The 22,784-nt window shown below is 53.4% G+C and carries 26 protein-coding genes, 2 tRNA genes and 1 pseudogene; 16 read left to right on the plus strand and 13 right to left on the minus strand.

Annotated elements, in window-relative coordinates:
- Position 1 precedes the first annotated feature (1 nt).
- From tcyL to sdiA, 3 genes are all read left to right on the plus strand, one after another.
- The gene (tcyL, locus tag INF86_RS15875) at positions 2-670 is read left to right on the plus strand and encodes a cystine ABC transporter permease (RefSeq protein WP_022648540.1); all 669 of its coding nucleotides are present in this window, start codon (positions 2-4) and stop codon (positions 668-670) included.
- Entirely contained in the window at positions 667-1,419 is a 753-nt protein-coding gene (tcyN, locus tag INF86_RS15880) for an L-cystine ABC transporter ATP-binding protein TcyN (protein WP_023306513.1), read from the plus strand. The genes tcyL and tcyN overlap by 4 nt, the downstream gene beginning before the upstream one ends.
- Before the next feature lie 223 nt (positions 1,420-1,642).
- Positions 1,643-2,365, plus strand: coding sequence for a transcriptional regulator SdiA (gene sdiA / locus INF86_RS15885; protein ID WP_032622448.1), 723 nt, complete (start codon positions 1,643-1,645; stop codon positions 2,363-2,365).
- A 64-nt stretch (positions 2,366-2,429) separates the two neighbouring features.
- Here the strand turns inward: sdiA and INF86_RS15890 are convergent, their stop codons facing one another.
- Complete coding sequence (locus tag INF86_RS15890) at positions 2,430-2,654, minus strand: DUF2594 family protein (RefSeq protein WP_003859644.1); 225 nt, start codon at positions 2,652-2,654, stop codon at positions 2,430-2,432.
- A 465-nt stretch (positions 2,655-3,119) separates the two neighbouring features.
- On the opposite strand from INF86_RS15890, the gene uvrY reads away from it, so the two are divergent.
- From uvrY to INF86_RS15915, 5 genes are all read left to right on the plus strand, one after another.
- Complete coding sequence (gene uvrY / locus INF86_RS15895) at positions 3,120-3,776, plus strand: UvrY/SirA/GacA family response regulator transcription factor (protein ID WP_017384478.1); 657 nt, start codon at positions 3,120-3,122, stop codon at positions 3,774-3,776.
- The gene (gene uvrC / locus INF86_RS15900) at positions 3,773-5,605 is read left to right on the plus strand and encodes an excinuclease ABC subunit UvrC (protein WP_023300478.1); all 1,833 of its coding nucleotides are present in this window, start codon (positions 3,773-3,775) and stop codon (positions 5,603-5,605) included. Before uvrY ends, uvrC begins: the two co-directional genes overlap by 4 nt.
- A gap of 56 nt (positions 5,606-5,661) precedes the next feature.
- On the plus strand, positions 5,662-6,210 hold the full coding sequence (gene pgsA, locus INF86_RS15905; protein WP_003859652.1) for a CDP-diacylglycerol--glycerol-3-phosphate 3-phosphatidyltransferase: 549 nt from the start codon (positions 5,662-5,664) through the stop codon (positions 6,208-6,210).
- Between the two features lie 255 nt (positions 6,211-6,465).
- A tRNA-Cys gene (locus INF86_RS15910) sits at positions 6,466-6,539 on the plus strand.
- A gap of 11 nt (positions 6,540-6,550) precedes the next feature.
- Positions 6,551-6,637 (plus strand) — tRNA-Leu (locus INF86_RS15915).
- 120 nt (positions 6,638-6,757) lie between these two features.
- Here the strand turns inward: INF86_RS15915 and INF86_RS22585 are convergent.
- A pseudogene (locus tag INF86_RS22585) lies at positions 6,758-6,889 on the minus strand (integrase); the annotation flags it as partial.
- Here INF86_RS22585 and INF86_RS15920 point away from each other — a divergent pair.
- From INF86_RS15920 to INF86_RS15930, 3 genes are read left to right on the plus strand one after another with little or no spacing between them, the layout of a single operon-like run.
- The gene (locus INF86_RS15920; protein WP_227414804.1) at positions 6,827-7,129 is read left to right on the plus strand and encodes a DUF4225 domain-containing protein; all 303 of its coding nucleotides are present in this window, start codon (positions 6,827-6,829) and stop codon (positions 7,127-7,129) included. The pseudogene INF86_RS22585 and the gene INF86_RS15920 sit on opposite strands and share 63 nt — an antisense overlap.
- A 2-nt stretch (positions 7,130-7,131) precedes the next feature.
- Complete coding sequence (locus tag INF86_RS15925) at positions 7,132-7,455, plus strand: hypothetical protein (protein ID WP_126490214.1); 324 nt, start codon at positions 7,132-7,134, stop codon at positions 7,453-7,455.
- A 29-nt stretch (positions 7,456-7,484) separates the two neighbouring features.
- The gene (locus INF86_RS15930) at positions 7,485-8,411 is read left to right on the plus strand and encodes a LysR substrate-binding domain-containing protein (protein WP_032624025.1); all 927 of its coding nucleotides are present in this window, start codon (positions 7,485-7,487) and stop codon (positions 8,409-8,411) included.
- 5 nt (positions 8,412-8,416) lie between these two features.
- Here INF86_RS15930 and INF86_RS15935 read toward each other — a convergent pair whose 3' ends face one another.
- The 6 genes from INF86_RS15935 to INF86_RS15960 all read right to left on the minus strand — a co-directional run bounded on the left by INF86_RS15935 (position 8,417) and on the right by INF86_RS15960 (position 14,026).
- A complete protein-coding gene (locus INF86_RS15935; RefSeq protein WP_023306510.1) occupies positions 8,417-8,887 on the minus strand; it encodes a hypothetical protein in 471 nt (156 codons plus the stop codon).
- Between the two features lie 163 nt (positions 8,888-9,050).
- Positions 9,051-9,767, minus strand: a complete 717-nt coding sequence (locus INF86_RS15940; protein WP_193130223.1) for an ABC transporter ATP-binding protein — start codon at positions 9,765-9,767, stop codon at positions 9,051-9,053.
- Positions 9,764-10,639 carry an ATP-binding cassette domain-containing protein gene (locus tag INF86_RS15945; RefSeq protein WP_023300474.1) on the minus strand — a complete coding sequence of 292 codons (876 nt, stop codon included), beginning with the start codon at positions 10,637-10,639 and terminating at the stop codon, positions 9,764-9,766. Before INF86_RS15945 ends, INF86_RS15940 begins: the two co-directional genes overlap by 4 nt.
- A complete protein-coding gene (livM, locus tag INF86_RS15950) occupies positions 10,636-11,910 on the minus strand; it encodes a high-affinity branched-chain amino acid ABC transporter permease LivM (RefSeq protein WP_193543706.1) in 1,275 nt (424 codons plus the stop codon). Before livM ends, INF86_RS15945 begins: the two co-directional genes overlap by 4 nt.
- A gap of 11 nt (positions 11,911-11,921) precedes the next feature.
- Positions 11,922-12,836, minus strand: a complete 915-nt coding sequence (locus INF86_RS15955; RefSeq protein ID WP_003859667.1) for a branched-chain amino acid ABC transporter permease — start codon at positions 12,834-12,836, stop codon at positions 11,922-11,924.
- A 68-nt stretch (positions 12,837-12,904) separates the two neighbouring features.
- Entirely contained in the window at positions 12,905-14,026 is a 1,122-nt protein-coding gene (locus INF86_RS15960; protein WP_023300472.1) for a branched-chain amino acid ABC transporter substrate-binding protein, read from the minus strand.
- A 411-nt stretch (positions 14,027-14,437) separates the two neighbouring features.
- On the opposite strand from INF86_RS15960, the gene INF86_RS15965 reads away from it, so the two are divergent.
- The gene (locus tag INF86_RS15965; protein WP_193543707.1) at positions 14,438-15,106 is read left to right on the plus strand and encodes a YecA family protein; all 669 of its coding nucleotides are present in this window, start codon (positions 14,438-14,440) and stop codon (positions 15,104-15,106) included.
- A 316-nt stretch (positions 15,107-15,422) separates the two neighbouring features.
- Here INF86_RS15965 and tyrP read toward each other — a convergent pair whose 3' ends face one another.
- Positions 15,423-16,634 (minus strand): tyrosine transporter TyrP, encoded by a 1,212-nt coding sequence (tyrP, locus tag INF86_RS15970; RefSeq protein WP_032622450.1) that lies wholly within the window; start codon positions 16,632-16,634, stop codon positions 15,423-15,425.
- A gap of 188 nt (positions 16,635-16,822) precedes the next feature.
- Between tyrP and INF86_RS15975 the strand changes: the two genes are divergently transcribed.
- Entirely contained in the window at positions 16,823-17,062 is a 240-nt protein-coding gene (locus INF86_RS15975; RefSeq protein WP_038416284.1) for a YecH family metal-binding protein, read from the plus strand.
- Between the two features lie 36 nt (positions 17,063-17,098).
- Here INF86_RS15975 and ftnA read toward each other — a convergent pair whose 3' ends face one another.
- Positions 17,099-17,596: a non-heme ferritin gene (gene ftnA / locus INF86_RS15980; RefSeq protein WP_022648525.1), complete on the minus strand. Its 498-nt coding sequence runs from the start codon at positions 17,594-17,596 to the stop codon at positions 17,099-17,101.
- Positions 17,597-17,796: 200 nt separating this feature from the next.
- Positions 17,797-18,135: a YecR family lipoprotein gene (yecR, locus tag INF86_RS15985; protein WP_022648524.1), complete on the minus strand. Its 339-nt coding sequence runs from the start codon at positions 18,133-18,135 to the stop codon at positions 17,797-17,799.
- 245 nt (positions 18,136-18,380) lie between these two features.
- On the opposite strand from yecR, the gene INF86_RS15990 reads away from it, so the two are divergent.
- Positions 18,381-19,019: an RpiB/LacA/LacB family sugar-phosphate isomerase gene (locus tag INF86_RS15990; protein ID WP_003859680.1), complete on the plus strand. Its 639-nt coding sequence runs from the start codon at positions 18,381-18,383 to the stop codon at positions 19,017-19,019.
- 42 nt (positions 19,020-19,061) lie between these two features.
- Here the strand turns inward: INF86_RS15990 and INF86_RS15995 are convergent, their stop codons facing one another.
- Complete coding sequence (locus INF86_RS15995; RefSeq protein WP_193543708.1) at positions 19,062-20,480, minus strand: MFS transporter; 1,419 nt, start codon at positions 20,478-20,480, stop codon at positions 19,062-19,064.
- A gap of 214 nt (positions 20,481-20,694) precedes the next feature.
- Between INF86_RS15995 and azuC the strand changes: the two genes are divergently transcribed.
- Both azuC and INF86_RS16005 read left to right on the plus strand, forming a co-directional pair.
- Positions 20,695-20,778 carry a stress response protein AzuC gene (gene azuC / locus INF86_RS16000; RefSeq protein ID WP_003859682.1) on the plus strand — a complete coding sequence of 28 codons (84 nt, stop codon included), beginning with the start codon at positions 20,695-20,697 and terminating at the stop codon, positions 20,776-20,778.
- A gap of 106 nt (positions 20,779-20,884) precedes the next feature.
- Positions 20,885-21,136 carry a DUF2766 family protein gene (locus INF86_RS16005; protein WP_003859683.1) on the plus strand — a complete coding sequence of 84 codons (252 nt, stop codon included), beginning with the start codon at positions 20,885-20,887 and terminating at the stop codon, positions 21,134-21,136.
- Between the two features lie 80 nt (positions 21,137-21,216).
- Here the strand turns inward: INF86_RS16005 and INF86_RS16010 are convergent, their stop codons facing one another.
- Complete coding sequence (locus tag INF86_RS16010) at positions 21,217-22,560, minus strand: anaerobic C4-dicarboxylate transporter (protein WP_022648521.1); 1,344 nt, start codon at positions 22,558-22,560, stop codon at positions 21,217-21,219.
- Between the last annotated feature and the right edge of the window lie 224 nt (positions 22,561-22,784).

The raw sequence follows: 22,784 nt of genomic DNA on the forward strand, positions 1-22,784 counted from the left end.
AATGCAAGAAAGTATTCAACTGGTTATTGATTCGCTGCCGTTCTTGCTTAAGGGCGCGGTGTTTACTTTACAGCTCAGTATCGGCGGGATGTTCTTCGGGCTGGTGCTCGGGTTTGTGCTGGCACTGATGCGCATGTCGAACGTCTGGCCGGTGCGGTGGCTGGCGCGGTTTTACATCTCCGTGTTTCGCGGAACGCCGCTTATCGCCCAGCTGTTTATGATTTACTACGGGCTGCCCCAGTTCGGTATCGAGCTGGATCCGATCCCGGCGGCGATGATTGGCCTGTCGCTGAATACGGCGGCGTACACCTCTGAAACGCTGCGTGCGGCGATCTCGTCCATCGATAAAGGACAGTGGGAAGCGGCGGCCAGTATCGGGATGACCCCGTGGCAGACGCTGCGCCGGGCGATCCTGCCCCAGGCGGCGCGCGTGGCGCTACCTCCGCTGAGCAACAGCTTTATCAGCCTGGTGAAAGACACCTCGCTTGCGGCGACCATTCAGGTGCCGGAGCTTTTCCGTCAGGCGCAACTGATCACCTCGCGCACGCTGGAAGTGTTTACCATGTATCTGGCGGCCTCGCTGATTTACTGGGTGATGGCGACGGTGCTGTCCGCCCTGCAAAACTATTTTGAAAACCAGCTTAACCGCCAGGAGCGAGATCCAAAATGAGTGCAATTGACGTCAAAAACCTGGTGAAAAAATTCCACGGGCAAACGGTGCTGCACGGCATCGACCTTGAGGTTGAGCAGGGCGAAGTGGTGGCAATTATCGGCCCGAGTGGGTCAGGGAAAACCACGCTGTTGCGCAGCATTAATTTGCTTGAGCAGCCCGAAGGTGGGACGATCCGCGTGGGCGATATCACCATTGATACCGGGAAACCCATCAGCCAGCAAAAAGGGCTGATTCGCCGCCTGCGTCAGCATGTTGGCTTCGTATTCCAGAGCTTTAATCTCTTTCCGCACCGTACGGTGCTGGAAAATATTATTGAAGGCCCGGTCATCGTAAAGGGTGAACCAAAGGAAGACGCGACGGCCCGCGCCCGCGAGCTGCTGGCGAAGGTTGGCCTGGCCGGGAAGGAGACGAGTTATCCGCGTAGGTTATCTGGCGGACAGCAGCAGCGTGTCGCCATTGCGCGCGCGCTGGCGATGCGCCCGGATGTGATCCTGTTCGACGAACCCACATCCGCACTCGATCCTGAGCTGGTCGGGGAAGTGCTTAACACTATCCGACAGCTGGCGCAGGAAAAACGCACGATGGTGATTGTGACGCATGAAATGAGCTTCGCTCGCGACGTTGCCGATCGGGCAATTTTCATGGATCAGGGGCGAATAGTAGAGCAGGGGCCAGCTAAGGCGCTGTTTGCCAATCCTCAGCAGCCTCGAACCCGCCAGTTCCTTGAAAAATTCTTAATGCAGTAGCATTTTCACGCTCAATTTGCTCCAGATGTCGCTTCTGGAGCAAATTATCCTCCCATAACTTCAGTTTTGTTGATTTTTTATTCCACCCGATGGGGATAAGCCATCGCCAAATTAAAGATAATCCGTCTGTGGTCGATATTTTATATAAATGATCCTGCTTTATGTGTTAGGTTATATTCACCATAATAATGATTATCTTTATCAGAGGCTTCATTCGGCAAGTATGAGGGATATAGACTTTTTCACCTGGCGACGGGAATGCGTCCTCCGGTTTCAGGAAATGACCTGTGCTGACGAGGTATATCAGGAACTTCAGCGACAAACGCAGGCGCTTGAATTCGATTATTATGCGCTTTGTGTTCGACACCCTGTGCCATTTACCCGCCCGCGAACATCCGTCCATTCCAGTTATCCGCAACAATGGATGGCGCAATATCAATCCGAGAATTATTTCGCCATTGACCCGGTACTGAAGCCGGAGAATTTCATTCAGGGTCATTTGCCCTGGACGGATGAATTATTCACGGATGCCCAGCAATTATGGGACGGCGCGCGGGACCACGGTTTACGTAAGGGAATAACCCAGTGTCTGATGCTGCCAAATCATGCGCTCGGCTTCCTCTCCGTGTCATGTACTAGCTTACAGGCACACTCGATATCCAGTGAAGAAATTGAGCTGCGTTTACAAATGCTGGTTCAGATGGCGCTCACTACACTGTTGCGCTTTGAACATGAGACGGTGATGCCGCCGGAAATGAAATTCAGCAAGCGTGAACGGGAAATTCTGAAGTGGACCGCAGAAGGGAAGACGTCGGCAGAAATCGCCATCATTCTTTCCATCTCGGAAAATACCGTCAACTTCCATCAGAAGAATATGCAGAAGAAATTCAACGCGCCGAATAAGATCCAGATAGCGTGTTATGCCGCGGCGACTGGGCTTATTTGACTGATATCACGTTCTGCGTGTCAGACGAGGAAAAGGCTGAATGCACTGCATCCAGCCTTTTTTGTTACTGGCGGTAGGCTTGTTTAATTTGCTTAACTGTATTGGCAAAAACAGCGGATTCCGCCTGATCTTCCATCTGCGCGATCTGTTTTTCCATTTTAATGATCACACGTCCAGCATCAGCCTGGCCCATCGCCTGTAGCATAAGCGTCAGCAGCGACTTCAGGCAGTTTACTTCCTGTGCCAGTTCCTGGTTATTCTCGGCAGTGGCAAATTCAGGTGTGCTCATTTATTTTCCTCATTATAAAACAGCGCATGAGCGCGACGATGAAAGTTAAGGCGGCGGAGTATACCACAAGCTGCGGCAAAAAATGCAGTGGTTGTTTTTTATACTTTTACGCGTATTGATTATTGGCCGGTGCGGATTATGAAGGTAATCTGCCCAATATGTTAGCGACAATTAAATGTTTATCGCCGGTACGCCATCCGTTAATTGTTGTTACAAAAAAATGAGAGCATTTTTTAGTTTACGTTAACAAATGTTTTGGTGGCTTTTTGAATGCTGGTGCTAAAAAAATAGCGGTAAAGCCCAGTACACATGGGTTTTCTTTCCACTTACTGTACAGCCTAATTTCCAAAAACGAGACCCGAATCGTATAGCCGATTTTTTAGCGTTTTAATCTTGCATGGAAAACCGTTAATATAAACCCAATTAGCAGTCAGTAGCGTTATCCCTATTCTGGAGACATTTCCTTTGATCAACGTCCTTCTTGTTGATGACCACGAACTGGTGCGCGCAGGGATACGACGCATTCTTGAAGATATAAAGGGTATTAAAGTTGCCGGCGAGGCGTGCTGTGGCGAAGATGCCGTCAAATGGTGTCGCGCGAACTCCGCAGACGTGGTGCTGATGGATATGAACATGCCCGGTATTGGCGGGCTTGAAGCCACGCGCAAAATCGCGCGCATGTTCGTTGATACCAAAGTCATCATGCTGACCGTCCATACCGAAAATCCGCTGCCCGCCAGGGTCATGCAGGCGGGGGCTGCGGGGTATCTCAGTAAAGGCGCTGCGCCGCAGGAAGTCGTCAATGCGATCCGCACCGTTCACGCAGGGCAGCGCTATATCGCTTCTGATATTGCTCAACAGATGGCGTTGAGTCAGATTGAACCGGAAAAAACGGAATCTCCGTTTGCCAGTTTGTCTGAGCGCGAATTGCAGATTATGCTGATGATCACTAAAGGTCAGAAGGTGAATGAGATTTCTGAGCAGTTGAATCTCAGCCCGAAAACGGTCAACAGCTATCGCTATCGGATGTTCAGTAAACTGAACATTCACGGTGATGTCGAACTGACTCACCTGGCCATTCGCCATGGTTTGTGCAATGCGGAGTCGTTAATAAGTCAGTGAGTGAAGCGTTCGATTCAAAAGCATTTCTGAAAACCGTCACCAGCCAGCCAGGCGTCTACCGGATGTATGATGCTGGCGGTACGGTTATCTATGTCGGTAAGGCGAAAGATCTGAAGAAACGCCTTTCAAGTTATTTCCGCAGCAACCTTGCCTCCCGTAAAACCGAAGCGCTGGTCGCACTTATACACAACATTGATGTCACCGTAACGCACACGGAAACGGAAGCGCTGCTCCTTGAGCACAACTACATTAAGTTGTATCAGCCGCGCTACAACGTTCTGCTGCGTGATGACAAGTCCTATCCGTTTATCTTCCTGAGCGGCGACACGCACCCGCGGCTGGCGATGCATCGTGGCGCTAAGCATGCGAAAGGAGAATATTTCGGCCCCTTCCCGAATGGTTATGCCGTGCGGGAAACGCTGGCGCTTTTGCAAAAAATCTTCCCTGTTCGCCAGTGCGAAAACAGCGTCTATCGCAACCGCTCCCGGCCATGCCTGCAATATCAGATTGGCCGCTGCCTGGGACCATGCGTTGAAGGGCTGGTGAGCGAAGAAGAGTACGCGCAGCAGGTGGAATATGTCCGCCTGTTTTTAGCCGGGAAAGACGATCAGGTGCTGACGCAACTGATTACCCGCATGGAAAAAGCCAGCGCGGCGCTGGAATTTGAGGAGGCCGCACGCATCCGCGACCAGATCCAGGCGGTGCGCAGGGTGACCGAGAAGCAGTTTGTTTCCAATACGGGCGACGACCTCGATGTCATCGGCGTTGCCTTTGACGCCGGCCTGGCCTGCGTTCACGTGCTGTTTATTCGTCAGGGCAAAGTGCTCGGCAGCCGCAGTTACTTCCCGAAAGTGCCGGGCGGGACTGAGATGGGTGAAGTGGTGGAGACCTTTGTCGGCCAGTTTTATTTGCAGGGCAGCCAGATGCGTACGCTGCCCTCGGAGATCCTGCTCGACTTCACGCTGGACGATAAAACCCTGCTGGCGGACTCACTTTCAGAGCTGGCAGGCCGCCGGGTGAATGTCCAGACGAAACCGCGCGGCGATCGTGCGCGTTATCTGAAGCTGGCGCGAACCAATGCCGCCACGGCGCTGACCACCAAACTTTCCCAGCAATCGACCGTCAGCCAACGTTTAACCGCCCTTGCTACGCTGCTCAAGCTGCCGGAAGTGAAACGCATGGAATGCTTCGACATCAGCCATACGATGGGTGAGCAGACCGTGGCGTCGTGTGTGGTCTTTGATGCCAATGGCCCACTGCGGGCAGAGTATCGTCGCTATAACATCACCGGTATAACGCCCGGTGACGATTATGCCGCCATGAACCAGGTGCTGCGCCGTCGCTATGGTAAAGCGATTGAAGAGAGCAAAATCCCGGACGTTATCCTTATCGACGGCGGGAAAGGGCAGTTGGGGCAGGCGAAGGCGGTATTCGAATCGCTCGACGTGGAGTGGGATAAGAACCATCCGCTGCTGCTAGGGGTAGCGAAAGGGGCAGATCGTAAGGCTGGCCTGGAAACGCTGTTCTTTGAGCCGGAAGGCGAGGGCTTTAGCCTGCCGCCAGATTCCCCTGCACTGCACGTGATCCAGCACATCCGAGATGAGTCGCACGATCATGCCATTAGCGGACACCGCAAAAAACGGGCGAAAGTGAAAAATACCAGTACCCTTGAGACGATTGAAGGCGTCGGGCCAAAACGTCGCCAGATGCTGTTGAAGTATATGGGCGGATTGCAAGGATTACTCAACGCCAGTATGGAAGAAATTGCAAAAGTGCCGGGTATTTCGCAAGGGCTGGCAGAAAAGATCTACTACTCGTTGAAACATTGAGGGCTCTGTAGCAACATAGAGCTAAATTTTACTGACAACAGACAGTTACCGTCATCATGCGATTTAATATCCCTACGTTGCTTACTCTCTTTCGCGTTGTGCTCATTCCGTTCTTCGTCCTGGCATTTTACCTGCCGGTCGTCTGGGCGCCTTTTGCCTGTGCGCTTATTTTCCTGATTGCCGCCGTGACGGACTGGTTTGACGGTTATCTGGCGCGTCGCTGGAACCAGAGTACCCGCTTTGGCGCGTTCCTCGATCCGGTTGCGGATAAGGTGATGGTGGCAATCGCGATGGTGCTGGTGGCGGAACATTATCATACCTGGTGGGTGACGCTGCCTGCCGCGACCATGATTGGCCGTGAGATTATTATCTCTGCCCTGCGCGAGTGGATGGCGGAGCTGGGTAAACGCAGCAGCGTGGCGGTGTCCTGGATCGGTAAAGTTAAAACCACTGCGCAGATGGCGGCGCTGGTGTGGATGCTGTGGCGTCCGAATGCCTGGGTAGAGTGGGCCGGCATTGGTCTGCTGTGGGTTGCGGCGGTGCTGACATTGTGGTCAATGTTGCAATACTTGAACGCTGCGCGCGGTGATTTGCTTGAACAGTGATCGTTTCGGCTTAATTTTCAGCAAACGATCCTGAGATGCGAAAAATAACGTTGACTCATAACGTCATATCAGTAGAATGCAACGCATCGAACGGCGGCACAGTAAGCCGGACGATAATGAAATCAAGTGCTTAGCAAGTCGTTAAATAGTTACTTGATAACATGCGGGAATAGCTCAGTTGGNNGAGTCTCGTTTCCCGCTCCAGATTAATGCATCGGCAGTTTGCGGGTGCAGGTCGAAAGACAAAAGATTTAAGGCGCGTTAGCAAAGCGGTTATGTAGCGGATTGCAAATCCGTCTAGTCCGGTTCGACTCCGGAACGCGCCTCCACTTTCTTCCCTGGCCGGATGGTGGAATCGGTAGACACAAGGGATTTAAAATCCCTCGGCGTTCGCGCTGTGTGGGTTCAAGTCCCACTCCGGCTACCATGGGAAAAAGCAGAATAATCAAAGCAATAAGCAGTGTCGTGTAAACCACCGAAAGGTGGTTTTTTATTGCCTAATTTTCGCCATTCTTTCGCCATTCTGCTTCACCACAAAAAGAGGGCATTACTGCCCTCCGACTACCGGAACTATAGGAATTTTTCTATCATAACGTGCTGTCTGTGACGCGTTTTTATGACCAGCGATTCCCTGTTTTTCGTTAAGCGTTCCTTCCAGATCCGATATCCCTTTAGATTTGCTGCTACGAAGTTAGATTATGGTAATAACCAGGCTGAGTTAGTCTATGGCGTCGTTGATCTCTCTTTATCGGCATATGGTGCGGGCAGAAAAGTTTTGCGTCCCAGAGAGAGGTCCTGGAGTTTATTCCACGATTATATCAGAGGTTGGCAAGAGGCTTTTAAAACCGCAATGGCGCTGGATTTGACCAGTGGAAGCATTACGGGGTGGCAGATGTACCAGATAGCAAAAGAGAATTGATTATGTCTCAAGAGTTAGAATTTTCGCTTCATCCACCTGTTTGGCCTGCCGTGGCCTATTTTATTGTATCTATTGCAATTTTTCTCTTGCTTTATCTCGGCAAACTAAAAGTTAACAGGCTGCATAAATACCCGCTATTTATCGCGTATAGGGTGTTTGTAATCGCTATTGCAGCCGTTCAGATAAACATCTTTGCCAATGGCTACGAGTTTGTCAGCAGCTTTTTGCATATAGATTTTGACCCCTATCGCTATGACTCGGTATATTGGGGCTCATTGTTTTTCTGCATAATTTACTTGCTGGCATTGCCCCGTAACAAGTTTTAGCATAATGAATTTTTCATTTAAGGGACGCTATGTCTTTACCGCCATTGTATGCACTGCGTGCGTTTGAAGTTGCTGCGCGGTTGAACTCCTTCAGTAAAGCCGCTGAAACGCTCAATATTACGCCGGGCGCGGTCAGCAGACATGTCCGTACCCTTGAACTGTGGTTCGACTGCGAGCTTTTCAAAAGGCAAGGTCCTCGCGTGGAGGTCACTGAAGCCGGGCGAGTGCTTGCCGGACAGCTGAACGAAAGCTTCACGAGCATTGAATGGGCCTGCCGGGCATTCCGCAGTGAAAACCATCTGCTGCGGTTAAAAACACCCAGCACCCTGACCATGAGATGGCTTCTCGACGTGCTGCGATCTTTTCGCAACAACCATCCAAAACCGCAGGTGGAGATTGCCAGCGTCTGGATGGACATTGACACCGTTGATTTCAATCTTGAGCCATACGACTGCGCCATCCTTCTCGGTAATGGCCGTTTTGGTGAGACAACGGAAAGCCAGCTGCTTTTTCATGAATGGCTTATCCCGGTTTGCACCCCATCGCTTATCGAACCGGCCCGGCAGCAGCTTTCGCAATGCGATTTGATCCATCCTTCACCGGACAGACGTGACTGGCGGCGCTGGCTGCGAAGAACAGGATTGTTTCCGGGGCTCGATATGAGCAGCGGCATGGTGTTTGATACCCTTGAACAGGGAAGTATCGCCGCGATGAACGGGCACGGCATCGCTATCGCCGACCTGCATCTCACGCTTGATGCCCTGAAAAGCGGCCTGCTGGGCCTGCCGTTCAGGGAAGCTATCGCGACGGGAGATGGTTACTACCTCGTCTGGCCAAAAAATTCGCTCAAAAGAGAGAGCATCCAGCACCTTCTGGGCTGGCTGCAAAACCATACCCCGGTCGTTCCGGCTCTGGATATCGATTACCTGGAATACGATGAAAGCCGGGTTTATTAATACCGTTATGAGTAAGAGATGTTTGCCATCTTTTTATAGCGTTCTGGCAAAGCGCTGTTCAGGCTGAGTACCTTATCCAGAATATAAAATGCTGGCGTGTTTTTCTGCTGCTCAGCGTCAATAATTGCACCGCGTAATATCGTGGCGGCAGACGAAATCCTGTGAAAATATTCTTCAGTCTCGGGCGTCTGTAATTCACCCGACGTGGCGTAGCGCACGTGCGGCCAGCCGGAGAAGTCGAGCAGCGGAAGGGGCTTTCCTGCTTCAGGATGACAGGCTGAAATCAGCGCAGCCGCTTGCTTAGGGTCGCGATGGGCAACGGACAGCATGTATACGCGCTGCGAAAACGGTGACAGAGCCTCTGAGTGATGTTTCGTCGCCATAAGCATGGCCATAAAATCCTGTAAATCATCGGCTGAATCGGTGTCAGGTGGTAATACAGTTTTCATTAACTGATATAACGCATCAAGTGTCATATTTGCCCCGGATCCTCTTATCATTATTATTCAGTTTGCGGCTGAACGTTTTATCGACCCGCGCAAAGGCGGGTCGTAAAGATGATATTTGAATGCGGTCGCATCAGAAAAACGATTAATAATGGCAATCACTGTGAGTTTTTCTCACTATAGCCTCCAGGCTTCACACGCCGCCCAGGTACGCCTTCCTCACCTCCGGATCCTTTAGCAACGCCTCGCCGCTGCCGCTTAACCGAATCTGCCCGTTAACCATCACATAGCCGCGGTCGGACAACTTCAGCGCGTGGTGGGCATTCTGCTCGACCAGAAAAATCGTCATTCCGTTACGGGCCAGTTCGCGCAGCGTCTGGAAGATCTGTTTAACCACGATGGGTGCGAGGCCGAGGCTGGGTTCATCCAGCAGCAGAAGTTTAGGACGGCTCATCAGTGCCCGGGCAATAGCCAGCATCTGCTGTTCACCGCCGGAAAGCGTCATCGCCCGCTGATTACGCCGCTCCTTGAGGCGAGGGAAGAGGTCGAACATGCTTTGCATATCTTCAGCTGCATGCTGATTGCCGACGGGGATTGTCCCCATCAGCAGGTTCTCTTCTACAGACATATCCGGGAAAATGCGTCGTCCCTCAGGTGCCTGCGCGATGCCGCCGGTGGCAACATAGTGGGTGGATTTGTGGCTGATATCCTCGCCGCAGAAGAGGATCTGCCCGTTGCGGATCCGGGGATGACCAAAGACAGACATCAGTAATGTTGACTTCCCCGCGCCATTAGCGCCAATCAGGGCCACGGTTTCCCCTTTGTTTACCTCAAGTGAAACCTGCTTCAACGCCTGGATCACCCCGTAAAAAACGTCCACATTATGAAATTGAAGCATCGGTGCGCTCACAGATTTACCTCGGTTTCGTCGGTGCCCAGATACGCGGCAATCACTTTTTCATTGTGCTGGATCTCAGCCGGTTTACCTCTGGCAATCACATCGCCGTGATCGAGCACAATGATGTCATCTGAAATGCCCATCACCATCCCCATATCATGCTCGATCAGCAAAACCGTGATGTCGTGGTGGTCGCGCAGGAACCGGATGATCTCGCTCAGCTTGTGCGTCTCCACCGGGTTCAGACCGGCAGCAGGTTCATCGAGACAAATCATCTCCGGGCCGGTGCACATGGCGCGGGCGATTTCGAGGCGTCGTTGCTGGCCATAGGACATTTCCCCGGCCAGACGGTTCGCGCAATCTACCAGATCCACCACCTCCAGCCAGTAAAACGCCCGGTCCAGCGCCTCGTTCTCTGCCCGACGATACGCAGGGGTGTTCAGCACCCCCGCCAGCAGATTGCGGTTGACGCGCATGTGCTGTGCCACCAGCAGGTTTTCCACAACGGACATCTCGCGGAACAGGCGGATGTTCTGAAACGTGCGCGCAAGACCCGCGCGGTTCACCAGATGCGTGCCGCCAAACATCTTATAGAACAGGCGTTGACCAAGCTGCGCCGGGCTGAGCCAGTCGCCCGGCTGGAGTTTCTGGCCGAGCACCTGAATGACATTGGTAGTTTTATTTCGTGCATTGAACAGAATGTTGCCGCCGGAGGCCCGGTAGAAACCGGTCAGGCAGTTAAAGACGGTTGTTTTTCCCGCGCCGTTAGGCCCAATGAGTGCAGTAATAGAGCCGCGCTGCACCTCAAGATTGACGTCGTTTAAGGCCTTGATCCCGCCGAAGTGCATCATCAGATGTTCTACACGCAAAATCGTTGCGTTCATGGCGCCACTCCTTTACGCACGGCAAATCCGCTGCGGTTGATGCGGATCAGACCGCGAGGACGCCAGATCATCATCACCACCATCAGCATGCCAAACAGCAGCACGCGGTATTCCGCAAAGCTGCGCAGCAGTTCCGGCGTGACGGTCAGCACAAAGGCGGCCAGTACGACGCCGACGGTGGAGCCCATCCCGCCCAGGACCACAATCGCGAGGATGAGGGCCGATTCAAAAAAGGTGAAAGAGGTGGGGTTAACAAACCCCTGCCAGGTGGCAAAAAACACCCCGGCGATACCTGCCGTCGATGCGCCCAGGGTGAAGGCCGAGAGTTTGACCAGAACGTGATTCAGCCCCATGGAACGGCAGGCAATCTCATCCTCACGGAGCGCTTCCCACGCCCGTCCAATGGGCATTCGGGTCAGCCGGTGTTTAATGTACAGCACCAGCATGACTACCAGGAAAAGTACCGCATAGATGAAAATAAACTTCATGTTGGGGTTATAGGTCAGGCCGAAGAACTCGTGGAAAGGGACGCCGCCTTCTTTGGCGCGTCGGCCAAACTCCAGGCCAAAAAAGGTCGGGGCAGGGGCTGAAACGCCGTTAGGCCCGCCGGTGAAGGTAAGCCAGTTGTTCAGCACCAGACGGATGATCTCGCCAAACCCGAGCGTGACGATGGCGAGATAATCCCCGTGCATGCGCAACACCGGAAAGCCGAGCAGGGCGCCCGCGCCCGCAGCCATTAGCGCCGCCAGCGGCAGCATGCTCCAGAACCCAAGCCCCAGATACTGATACCCGAGCGCCAGTCCGTAAGCGCCGATGGCATAGAAGGCGACATAACCCAGATCCAGCAGCCCTGCCAGGCCAACGACAATGTTCAGCCCAAGACCGAGCAGGACGTAGATCAGTCCGAGTATAGCGACCGTCAGAACGTATTTTGTGGCCACAAACGGGAAGCAGATCGCCAGCGTGACAATCAGCGGAATGATCCAGCGCATGCGGCTTTTATACGCCGGTGGCCGGACATACACCCCCGCATTGTCGGATTCAAACCGCGCCTGTAAACGTCTTCCGGCCGCCGTAGCTGAAAAGGCGCTCAGCAAAAAGCGTCCCAGCATCACCGTGCCTACAATCCACGCCAGCCGCTGGCCGTCAAAGGTAAAGCTATAACCATCCAGTATGACGCCCGCAATCGGGCCGAAAATAATCAGGGCGATCATTCCGGAAAAAAACGCGTCCAGAATGCAGCGCTTCAGGGAAAAGCCGTCAGAGGTCATCGCGTTGTTCCTTACACTTTAGCCACGACAGGGCGGCCCAGCAGCCCCTGAGGACGGAAGATCAGGATTAATACCAGCAATCCAAACGAGAACACGTCTTTATAATCCGAGTTCACCATCCCGGAGAATTGCGCTTCTGCGACGCCCAGAATCAGCCCGCCAAGCATCGCACCGGGCAGAGAGCCGATGCCACCCAGCACCGCCGCCGTAAAGGCCTTGATGCCGATAACGAACCCGACGTAAAAATCAAAGGTGCCGTAATTCATGGTGATCAGCACGCCCGCCAGCCCGGCCATGGCTGCGCCGATAACAAAAACCAGCGAAATAATTCTGTCGGTGTTGATACCCAAAATGGAGGCCATCTTACGATCCTGCTGCACCGCACGGCACATGCGCCCTAAGCGGGTACGGTTGATAATCCAGGTCAGCACCAGCATGCCCGCGAACGAGGCGATGAGAATAAAGACTTTGGTATAGGTTATCTGGACAAACCCTTCGCCGAGGTGAAAACGCAGCACACCATCCAGCATGGTCGGTACGCCCTGCTGCCGTGGGCCCTGGCTGAGCTGGACGTAGTTTTGCAGTATCAACGACATCCCGATGGCCGAAATCAGCGGCGCCAGACGCGTCGAATTGCGTAGCGGCTTATAGGCGATGCGCTCAATCGTCCAGCCATAAACGCCGGTGACCACGATGGTGAAAACCAGGGTTCCCAGGATCAGCAGCGGAAAGGAGTGGAGTCCAAAAAACGCCAGCAGGGCCAGGCCAATGGCCGAGAGATAGGCGGAGATCATATACACTTCGCCGTGGGCGAAATTGATCATACCGATGATGCCGTACACCATGGTGTAGCCGATGGCGATAAGACCGTAGACCGAACCCAGCGTTAAGCCATTAATTAATTGTTGCAGGAAGAATGTACTCATGGTCGCGCACCTGAATAAAGGGTTACGCCGACAGTCAGACCTGCCGGCGTTGAGCAGATTCCGTCCCGTTATGGCACTTCTTTATATTTGCCTTTGTCGTCCCACTGGTAGACCACGTAGTCAGACACTTTGAGGTCACCTTTGCTGTCCCAGGCTTTTTTACCCATCACCGTGTCGACAGGGTTGGCCTTCAGCCACTCGCTGGCTTTTGCGGAATCCGTCCCTTTCGTGGCCTTGAATGCCGCTGCGATAGCCTGCACAGACGCGTAGGCGTAGAGGGTGTATCCTTCTGGTTCAAATTTACCGGCGCGGAATTTCTCGATGACGGCTTTTCCGTCCGGGATCAGGCGCGGGTCTTTACCGAAGGTCATGTAAATACCGTTGGTGTACTGCGCCCCACCGGCGGCGGTGACCATCTCTTCATTGACGATACAGTCTCCCGAGAAGAACTTCGCCTGCACGCCCTGTTCACGCATCTGGCGAACCAGCGGGCCCGCTTCCGGGTGACAGCCACCGAAGAACACCACGTCTGGTTTTTGTGCGCCAATTTTGGTCACTAGCGCGTTAAAGTCTTTCTCCCCGCGGGACAACCCTTCGTACATCACTTCCTTAACGCCGCGTTTCGCCAGCGCCGCTTTAGTGGCGTCCGCCAGCCCCTGACCGTAGGTGTCTTTATCGTGGATGATGACGACCCGTTTGGCTTTCAGCTTATCAAGAATAAAATCGCTGGCGACCTGGCCCTGCTGGTCGTCACGTCCGCACATGCGGAACATATCGCTCATGCCCCGCTCGGTAATAAGCGGGTTCGTTGAGCCGGGGGTGATGGAGAGGATCCCGGCATCGCTATAGACCTCGGAGGCGGGCATGGTCGACGAGGAGCAGAAGTGGCCGACGACCGCTTTCACTTTATCCTGATCGACTAAGCGGTTGGCGACGGCAACGGCCTGTTTGGGTTCGCAGGCGTCATCGCCCTGAACCAGTTTGATTTTCTCACCGTTGATCCCGCCAGCGGCGTTAATGTCTTCCGCCGCCTGCGTAGCGCCATGCCAGTATTGATCGCCATAGGTTGCGTTCGGGCCTGTGAACGGCCCGGCCACGCCGATCACGATATCGGCCTGTGCAGAAAAGGCCGTCACCAGACAACCGGCCAGCAACAGGGAGAGGGGAGTTTTGGTAAATTTCAGCGACATTATTATGTTCCTTAGCAAAGAGGTTTTTGCACCAGGTATAAACCCGAACGCCTGATGGCATCGTAAATCCAAAAACAAGAGCGAGAACAAAATGCACTTTAGAAGCAATCTCGTGCTTAATACGGCGAGGATCCCACGCACCGCGAAGCGCGCAGAACATTAAGCAAAAAGGTTGCCAGAATGGTTAATCCCTTGACCGGGTCACAACACGTTGAGTATAGAGCGCCGTTTTATGCGCCTTTGCGGGATGAGATGAATTTACAGCGGAGATCACATCTCCTTAACAACAAAGCCCATAAGTTGTGCAACGGTCACGATTTGCACGTTTTTGCAGCAATAAAGACCTAAACTTCAGATAGGCATGCGCGGCGATATATGTCAGGATCGTTTTTTTTATCAGGAGTATCAGCAATGGCTGAAGGCCCATTAAATGAAAGCGAGATGGCGTGGCTGGAAGAGACATTAATCTCTTACGGACACGACGATGCATCCGTGATTGACGTGTCCGAACTGGACGGCATGCTTACCGCAGTACTTTCCGGTCCCGTTGTGGTGGAGCCCGACACCTGGCTGGTGGCGGTATGGGGTGGCGAGAAGTATATTCCGCGCTGGAAAAACGATCGTGAGATGAACCGTTTTATCGATCTCTGCTTTAAGCACATGAACGATATTGCCGAGCGCCTGAGCGAATACCCGGATCAGTTTGAACCGCTGTTTGGCTATAACGACGTTGACGGTCAGAGCTATACTGTAGTGGAAGAGTGGTGCTATGGCTACATGCGCGGCGTGGCGCTGACGGACTGGTCATCCCTGCCGGAAGCGCTGGAAGCGGATCTGGCGGTGATTGCCCTCCACGGGACGGAAGAGAACAGCGAGAAGCTGGATGCGCTGACCGAAGAGGAGTATATGGCCAGCATCGAGAGCATTCAGCCTGCGGCGCTGCGTTTGTACAACTACTGGGTGGCTAATCCGCAGCAGCCGGAAGCGAAAAAGCCGATCGTGAACGGGTTGAAGGTGGGACGTAACGATCCGTGTCCGTGCGGGAGCGGGAAGAAGTTTAAGAGTTGCTGCCTGCATTAAATCATTAATTACTGTGGCCTGAATGGGGCAAGGGTGTTGAGTCCCCGCTAAAATCGGCGAACCGGAGACCAGATGACAAGGGCTGGACGCCATGGATGGCGGCCAGAGGCGAATCGAGACAGGATGTCGAGTTGAGCCGACCGCAGGCAGATGGTCGGGAGGTGAGCGCAGTGCGAAGCACCGATTTTCCGCGGGGCCGCGGGGATTGATAAGGGGGCCGCGGCGGCCCCCTTATCCCGTTCACATACTGTGAAAAAATCATATTCTGTTGATCTTAAGGTGAACGGAACAGTACCTCAGGACCTGTATAAATAAGTTATCCCACTTCCGGCAGCATCCCCGCTGCAATCAAAATCTGCACCAGAATAATCACCACCCCACAACCAAACACCACGCACAGCAGCGGCTTACCACCCGCCACGCGGTATCCTTGCTGCGGATGTTGCTGGCGGCTCTTCCACGCCAGCAGGGAAGGCAGCAGCAGGGCCAGTACCGATAACGCCACGCCAGCATACCCTAGCGCCATCACAAACCCGCGCGGATAAAAGAGCGCAAAGGCCAGCGGCGGCAGGAAGGTCATCGCCCCCGTCTGTAAGCGTCCGGCAACGGTATTGCGACGCTGGAACAGATCCGCCATATAGTCAAACAGGCCAAGCGCCACGCCAAGGAAGGAGGTTGCCAGCGCCAGGTCTGCAAACAGATGTACCGCCAGCTCCACGTGTGAAGAGGCCACCACGTTACGCAGGGCAACCAGGAATCCATTCAGACCAGAATGCTCTGCCATCAGGCCGATAAAGGTGGTGGAATCAATACTGCCCAGCGTCACCAGCTGCCAGAACAGGTAAGCAATCAACGGAATGGCGCTGCCGATCACAAAGACGCGGCGCAGCTTGCGAATATCCCCGTTCATATAGCTCACGATGCTCGGCACGCTGCCGTGAAAACCGAAAGAGGTGAAAATCACCGGGATGGCCGAAAGCGCCAGACCTTTCTCAAGCGGGAGGGAGAGCAGGTTAACCTTGTGCACATGCGGTGCCAGCAGCACCAGCATCACAACAAGGAAGAGAATTTTGGCGCTGAACAAAAAACGGTTAAACAGATCGACCAGCGACGTGCCCGCACAAACCACACCGCCACCGATCAGCGTAAAGACAATGGCGCCTGTTTCCGGTGAAAGCGACGCACCGAAGCCGTCATTGATACTTGACGCAATTAGCTCCCCGGCGCCGCTGATGTAGGCGGCGGTCAGCGCGTACATCAGGAACATCATGCTGAAACCGGTGATCCACTGCCCGTAGCGTCCAAGATAGCGTGCAGCCAGGGAGCCTAAGCCGGTATCGGCAGGGACATGTTGATAAACCTCCAGCAATAATAGCGCGGTGTAACACATCAGGGCCCAAAGACCGCCCAGCAGCACTACGGTAACCCCAAACCCGACGCCGGCGGCAGCCAACGGCATGGCCAACATTCCTGCGCCAATTGTCGTTCCGGCGACGATAAAAATACTTCCCAGAGTTCTGTTCTTCACGCTTTCCTCTACAACGCTTCCATACCGCGACTCATTCTGCGGCGCAGAGTAAGGTAAAAGCACCATCTCGTCAAATCACCGTTACATAGGGTGTAATGATTAATTTACAAAAAGAAAGGGGGAACCTGCGCCAGCGCAAAGCGTGCCGTGGAGGGAGCATTTAGTCTGCTTTTTATTTGCGAGAGGTAATGATGTCAATTCACGGACACGACGTGCTGAATATGATGATTGAGTCAGGTGAGCGCTATACGGAGCAGAGTCTGGTTGAGGCGATACATGCCCGCTTTGGCGAAGCGGCGCGTTTCCATACTTGTTCAGCTTCGGAAATGACAGCCGCGGAGCTGGTGGCGTTTCTGGCGGCGCGCGGAAAATTCATTCCGGCAGCAGACGGATTTTCCACGCACGAAAGTAAAATTTGCCGTCATTGAATAAAGCGGTGCTGAAAACTCAGCACCGCTTTTCTATTAATTCTGCGTGTCGAGCGTCGACAGCTCTTTATCAATGAAGTACAGACCTTCCCCGGATTTACCTGCCAGAGATAATTTATCCAGCACGGATTTAAACAGCTTCTCTTCTTCGTGCTGTTCAGCCACATACCACTGAAGGAAATTAAAGGTTGGATAATCCTGACTGGTCATGGCGGCATGAGCCAGTTCATTTATTTTCTGGGTGATCAGCTGTTCGTGCTCATAGGTGGCACGGAACAGTTCATCAAGAGAGCCGTACTCGGCGAAAGGCGATACCACGTTATCAATGCGCGGCAGGCTGCCGGTGTCCGTCAGGTAATCAAACAGACGCTGCATGTGCGTCATCTCTTCCTGGGCATGACGACGCAGGAAGGCGGCAGCCCCTTCAAAGCTGTGATAGCTGCACCAGGCGCTCATCTGCTGATAAAGCAGGGAAGAAAATAGCTCAAGATTCATTTGCGCATTGAGCTTGTCGATCATTTCAGTTTTTAACATGGTGCAGCTCCGGTTTATTAATTCTGGTTCACGATGAGCGACACTATAATTTGTTATTTAATTATTTGCAAAAAGTAAAATAAATATTTATTTATTAAAAATACGAATGGGAATAAAACGCATTGCCGCCATTTGTATTTATTAATGAGAATTGTTTTTGTTCTTATTAAATAAACTGCCAGCGTGACTGGCAGTCGCGGTTAATACCACGGATTCTGGCTGGAAGAGGTAACGGCATATCCCTGACATTTATACTGAATGGTCACACTTTCGTTCAGACAGAGTGAACCGCTGATCAGGGTGCAGGTTTTAATCGGCTGCCCGTAGGCTGACGCGGAGGCGTAGCCCATGCGTTGGCAGGCCTTTGTTGCCGTACCGTTATTAACATAGTCATCAGACCAGGCGTTTTGGAGCATGGTCTGGCCATAGTCGAGGCGCACAATTCCGTTTGGGGCATCCGTACTACTGACTTCTGCCTGACGGTTGATGCTGCACCCGGCGAGCAACAGGATCGTTCCGGCTATGATTACACGTTTCATGTTTCACTCTGCGTGACGGGAAATACGCCATTGTAACCAACGCGACGGGACGCAATGGCCGGAATAGCCGGAGGATCTGCCCTTTCACTCTACAACGAGCCGGGCCACCGCGCGAAATTGTGAGCGCATCTTTGTTTTTTAAAACAAGTTTTCACTTAATTTGAAAGTGCGTTTGTTTGATAGTAAGGTTAAGTTGAAAAGGTATCCACAGCGGGATCGCCCGCCATGCATTCAGGAGAGACAAGATGAAAATTGCACTGATGATGGAAAACAGCCAGGCCGCTAAGAATCCCATCATCCTTAATGAGCTGAAAGCCGTTGCTGATGAGAAAGGTTTCCCGGTCTATAACGTCGGTATGAGTGATGAGAACGATCATCATCTCACTTATATTCACCTGGGCATCATGGCGAGCATTCTGCTTAACGCAAAAGCCGTTGATTTTGTTGTCACCGGCTGCGGTACCGGGCAGGGCGCGTTAATGTCCCTGAACATCCATCCGGGTGTGATTTGCGGTTACTGCATCGATCCTGCGGATGCTTTCCTGTTCGCGCAAATCAACAACGGTAACGCGCTTTCTCTGCCGTTTGCGAAGGGCTTCGGCTGGGGGGCAGAACTGAACGTACGCTTTATCTTTGAGAAAGCGTTTACCGGACGCAATGGCGAAGGCTATCCACCAGAGCGTAAGGAGCCGCAGGTGCGTAACGCCGGTATTCTGAACCAGGTGAAAGCGGCGGTGGTAAAAGAAAACTATCTGGATACCCTGCGTGCAATCGATCCTGAGCTGGTTAAAACCGCCGTCTCAGGCCAGCGCTTCCAGCAGTGCTTCTTCGAGAACTGCCAGGACAAAGAGATCGAAGCCTTCGTGCGCGGTATTGTTGGCTGATTTCCTTTGCCGGGCGGTGCGTTGCCCGCCCGGCACAGAGCCTTACTTTTTCGATGATACCGCGCTGCCTGCATTTTTGGTCAGACGCAGCGTGTCAACCATTCCCACCAGGCAGATCAGCGCGATCGCCACAAATGCCAGCCGGAAGCTCATTCCCGGCATGCCGGCAATCCCCATCGTCTCACTGACTTTTTCCCCGATACGAATACCAATTGCCCCGAGCGTGATCCCAAGTCCCACGGCAAGCTGCGTTGCGGTTGAAAACAGCGTATTGGCATAGCTCATCTGCGCAGAGGGTACATCCGCAAAGGCCAGCGTACTGATGGCTGTAAACTGGATCGAACGAAAAACGCCACCCAGATAGAGGATCAGCATGACGAGCCACACAGGAGTCTGCGGCGTAAGAAAGGCGCAGGCCAGCAGCGCCAGGACATTCAGTGAACCGTTAATCAGCAACAGCCGCTTAAACCCCAGGCTGCGGATCAGGGGCGTCGTCGCCGGTTTAATGGTGAGATTGCCTACGAAAACGGCCAGCACCAGCAGGCCAGAATGGAACGCGTCCATGCCAAAGCCGACCTGGAACATCAGCGGTAACAGGAACGGAACCGCGCTGATGGAGGCGCGAAACAGCGATCCGCCGTACAGGGTGACGCGAAACGTCGGCACTTGCATCGCATCGAGCCTGATCATCGGCCAGGTTGCCCGCTTAAAGTGGCGCAGCGCCAGGCTCAACGCGGCGACACCGACGATAAACAGCGTGGCGGTTAATCCTGTCCGCAGAGGCTCTGCGCCCATCAACTCCATCGCATAAACCAGGCTCACCATGGCAAGGGTGGTGACCACAAAACCCGGTAAATCAAACGGTCGGCGCGTATCTTCATGCAGGTCTGGAATGATTCGCAGTGCCAGCAAAATGGCGATTATCCCCAGCGGCACGTTAATAAAGAAGATCCAGCGCCAGTCGGCATAGCTTGTAATGAACCCGCCCAGCGGCGGGCCGATGATCGGCGCGACCAGCGCAGGCCACGTCAGGGTGGCGATTGCCGTGATGAGCTGATGCTTTGGCGTTGTACGTAACACGGCCAGGCGACCCACAGGCACCATCAGCGCGCCACCCATGCCCTGGAAGACGCGCATTGCGACAAACTCCTCGAGCGTGGTGGACAGGCCGCAAAATACCGAGGCCAGCGTGAAGATCGCCAGCGCGAGGGCAAATACTTTTCGCGCGCCGAAGCGGTCGGCGATCCAGCCGCTGGCGGGGATCAGCACGGCAAGGGTGATCAGGTAGGCGCTGATGCCGATATTCAGATCCACGGCCTGTACGCCGAAGCTTTTTGCCATATCCGGCAATGCGGTGGCGATCACCGTCCCGTCCAGAAACTCCATAAAGAAAGCACCGGCCACCAGCAGTGCCGCAGGCGATAATCCATGGCTCTCTTTGCCGGATACGTTTTCACTCATTCTCTTCCTGCCCGCTCAAAAAATTTTATAAAAATTTACTGGAATTTATAAGTCTGTAACGTGCGGATTTATCATGCCTTTTTTTAACAAACCGGCAGCACTGAGGGTTTGTTAACTGTGATGCAGGTCACAAAATGGTTGATTTTTGTGATGGTGGTCATATTATAAGCGTATTGATAATAACACCTGCATAACACGTTACTGGAGCAACATAATGAAACTGCGCAAAATCCTGAAAAGCATGTGGGCTAACTACTGCACAACGTTTAAAGACGTCCCACCGGGTGCGATGTTCTGATAAAAAAACCTGCTTCGGCAGGTTTTTTTATGTCTGCGGACGACGAGAGGGAGATGGAAGGGCGTCTGTTTTGCTACTATGGCGGCCTTTGAATAAGGAGAACCCCATGTCACAAAACCTGAGCGCCGATCAGGAACTGGTATCTGACGTCGTCGCCTGCCAGCTGGTTATCAAACAAATCCTTGATGTGATTGACGTTATCGCGCCGGTTGAGGTACGCGAAAAGATGTCGACCCAGCTAAAAAACATCGATTTCACCAATCATCCTGCTGCGGCGGACCCGGTTACGCTCCGCGCGATCCAGAAAGCGATCGCGCTGATTGAACTGCGCTTCACGCCGCAGGGTGAGTCACATTAAAATAAACCGATGTTTTAAAATTAGAAACCGTTTTCTGATTTTACGTCGAAGGGCGACAGAGTCTGTCGCCCACAGAAGGCTCAAAAGAACGTCTGCACCAGCAGATAGCTCACCACGCAGGCACAGCTGACGCCAATCAGACCCGGCAGAATAAAGCTGTGGTTGATGATGAATTTACCGATGCGGGTGGTGCCGGAGCGATCGAATCCAATACAGGCCAGATCGCTCGGATAGGTGGGCAGCACAAAGTAGCCGTAGGAGGCCGGGAAGAAGGCCACCAGCATTTTCGGATCGATGCCTAACATCAACCCCATCGGGGCGACTGCGGTTAAGGCCGCGGCCTGGCTGTTGACCAGTTTCGACACCAGAAACAACACGATGGCATACGTCCAGGGATGACTCTTCACTACCCCCTCCAGTGCCATTTTCAGTTCGTCGAGATGCGCCTGGAAAAAGGTATCGCTCATCCATGCCACGCCAAACACCGAGAAGATGGCGACCATCCCCGCCTTAAATACCGCTCCGTTTGAAATGGCCGACGCATTAACCTTACAGGTCATCAGCATGATGGCCCCGGCAATAAGCATCATCATTTGAATGACAAGGTTCATCGACAGGGCCGTCATTTTGCCTTTGATCTCAAACGCCGGACGCAACTCGGGCAACGCACCCAGCAGGACCACAACGGCAATCCCGGCGAAGAAGATCCACGTTGACCAGTAGGCCTGTTTAGGGAAACGCTGATCCATCAACGTCTCCGTTCCCCCATAGATAAACTCCCGCTGTTTCGGATCTTTTAGCTTTTCCTGAAATTCAGGATCGTCTGCGAGGTTTTTCCCCCGGCGCAGGCTCCACAGTGCCGCAATGGCGACGCCAGACAGTGAGGCCGGTACGGAAACGGCGAGGATTTCGAGGATCCCCCACGCGTGGCCGATACCGTGCTGCGCACCCAGAATTGAGACCAGCGAAACGACGGCCACGGAAACGGGGGAGGCGGTGATCGCCATCTGAGAGGCCACCGAGGCCACCGCCATCGGCCGTTCCGGGCGAATGCCTTTTTTCAGGGCGATATCCGCGATAATGGGAAACATAGTGTAGACGACGTGGCCGGTCCCGCAGAGAAAGGTCAACATCCAGGTGGTAAACGGCGCGAGAAGGGTGATGTGCTGGGGATGTTTACGCAGCAGGCGCTCTGCGAATTGCATCATCACGTTCAGGCCACCGGCGGTTTGTAGTGTGGCCGCGCAGCCGATGACGGCCAGGATCGTGAGCATCACGTCAACCGGCGGTTTACCGGGTTGCAGACCAAAGACAAAACTCAAAATAAACAGGCCGATGCCGCTTATCAGCCCCAGGCCCATCCCGCCGAAGCGGGTACCTACCAGCAGGCAGAGGATAATGACAATAAACTCAATGGTGATCATAATGCTCCCTCGTTAATGAATGTAATTAAACAAATCATTACACGATGTGTGGTTATTCATTGGGAGCAAGATCTGATTTGTTAAATGTCAGCAAAAGCAGGGAGTTGGCACCCACTCCCTGACGGGCTGAGGGATCCCCAGTAATTTGAAAGCAAAAGCGATAACGTTGCCTTCAGAATAACTGAAGGCTTTCAGCGATGCCTCGGTCCGGCTGTAAATCGCTG

It is taken from the genome of Enterobacter cloacae complex sp. I1M (genome assembly GCF_014982425.1).
Lineage (GTDB): Bacteria > Pseudomonadota > Gammaproteobacteria > Enterobacterales > Enterobacteriaceae > Enterobacter > Enterobacter intestinihominis.

What these genes read in the sequence shown, in the direction of transcription:
- INF86_RS15935 (WP_023306510.1), bottom strand. Translation starts at nt 8,887, where the DNA reads ATGACACTTGATGCGTTATATCAGTTAATGAAAACTGTATTACCACCT.
- sdiA (WP_032622448.1), top strand. Translation starts at nt 1,643, where the DNA reads ATGAGGGATATAGACTTTTTCACCTGGCGACGGGAATGCGTCCTCCGG.
- INF86_RS15990 (WP_003859680.1), top strand. Translation starts at nt 18,381, where the DNA reads ATGAAAATTGCACTGATGATGGAAAACAGCCAGGCCGCTAAGAATCCC.
- pgsA (WP_003859652.1), top strand. Translation starts at nt 5,662, where the DNA reads ATGCGATTTAATATCCCTACGTTGCTTACTCTCTTTCGCGTTGTGCTC.
- INF86_RS16005 (WP_003859683.1), top strand. Translation starts at nt 20,885, where the DNA reads ATGTCACAAAACCTGAGCGCCGATCAGGAACTGGTATCTGACGTCGTC.
- INF86_RS16010 (WP_022648521.1), bottom strand. Translation starts at nt 22,560, where the DNA reads ATGATCACCATTGAGTTTATTGTCATTATCCTCTGCCTGCTGGTAGGT.
- INF86_RS15975 (WP_038416284.1), top strand. Translation starts at nt 16,823, where the DNA reads ATGATGTCAATTCACGGACACGACGTGCTGAATATGATGATTGAGTCA.
- tcyN (WP_023306513.1), top strand. Translation starts at nt 667, where the DNA reads ATGAGTGCAATTGACGTCAAAAACCTGGTGAAAAAATTCCACGGGCAA.
- INF86_RS15945 (WP_023300474.1), bottom strand. Translation starts at nt 10,639, where the DNA reads ATGAACGCAACGATTTTGCGTGTAGAACATCTGATGATGCACTTCGGC.
- INF86_RS15920 (WP_227414804.1), top strand. Translation starts at nt 6,827, where the DNA reads ATGACCAGCGATTCCCTGTTTTTCGTTAAGCGTTCCTTCCAGATCCGA.
- INF86_RS15930 (WP_032624025.1), top strand. Translation starts at nt 7,485, where the DNA reads ATGTCTTTACCGCCATTGTATGCACTGCGTGCGTTTGAAGTTGCTGCG.
- INF86_RS15960 (WP_023300472.1), bottom strand. Translation starts at nt 14,026, where the DNA reads ATGTCGCTGAAATTTACCAAAACTCCCCTCTCCCTGTTGCTGGCCGGT.
- INF86_RS15995 (WP_193543708.1), bottom strand. Translation starts at nt 20,480, where the DNA reads ATGAGTGAAAACGTATCCGGCAAAGAGAGCCATGGATTATCGCCTGCG.
- INF86_RS15965 (WP_193543707.1), top strand. Translation starts at nt 14,438, where the DNA reads ATGGCTGAAGGCCCATTAAATGAAAGCGAGATGGCGTGGCTGGAAGAG.
- tcyL (WP_022648540.1), top strand. Translation starts at nt 2, where the DNA reads ATGCAAGAAAGTATTCAACTGGTTATTGATTCGCTGCCGTTCTTGCTT.
- azuC (WP_003859682.1), top strand. Translation starts at nt 20,695, where the DNA reads ATGAAACTGCGCAAAATCCTGAAAAGCATGTGGGCTAACTACTGCACA.
- INF86_RS15890 (WP_003859644.1), bottom strand. Translation starts at nt 2,654, where the DNA reads ATGAGCACACCTGAATTTGCCACTGCCGAGAATAACCAGGAACTGGCA.
- livM (WP_193543706.1), bottom strand. Translation starts at nt 11,910, where the DNA reads ATGACCTCTGACGGCTTTTCCCTGAAGCGCTGCATTCTGGACGCGTTT.
- INF86_RS15925 (WP_126490214.1), top strand. Translation starts at nt 7,132, where the DNA reads ATGTCTCAAGAGTTAGAATTTTCGCTTCATCCACCTGTTTGGCCTGCC.
- yecR (WP_022648524.1), bottom strand. Translation starts at nt 18,135, where the DNA reads ATGAAACGTGTAATCATAGCCGGAACGATCCTGTTGCTCGCCGGGTGC.
- ftnA (WP_022648525.1), bottom strand. Translation starts at nt 17,596, where the DNA reads ATGTTAAAAACTGAAATGATCGACAAGCTCAATGCGCAAATGAATCTT.
- INF86_RS15955 (WP_003859667.1), bottom strand. Translation starts at nt 12,836, where the DNA reads ATGAGTACATTCTTCCTGCAACAATTAATTAATGGCTTAACGCTGGGT.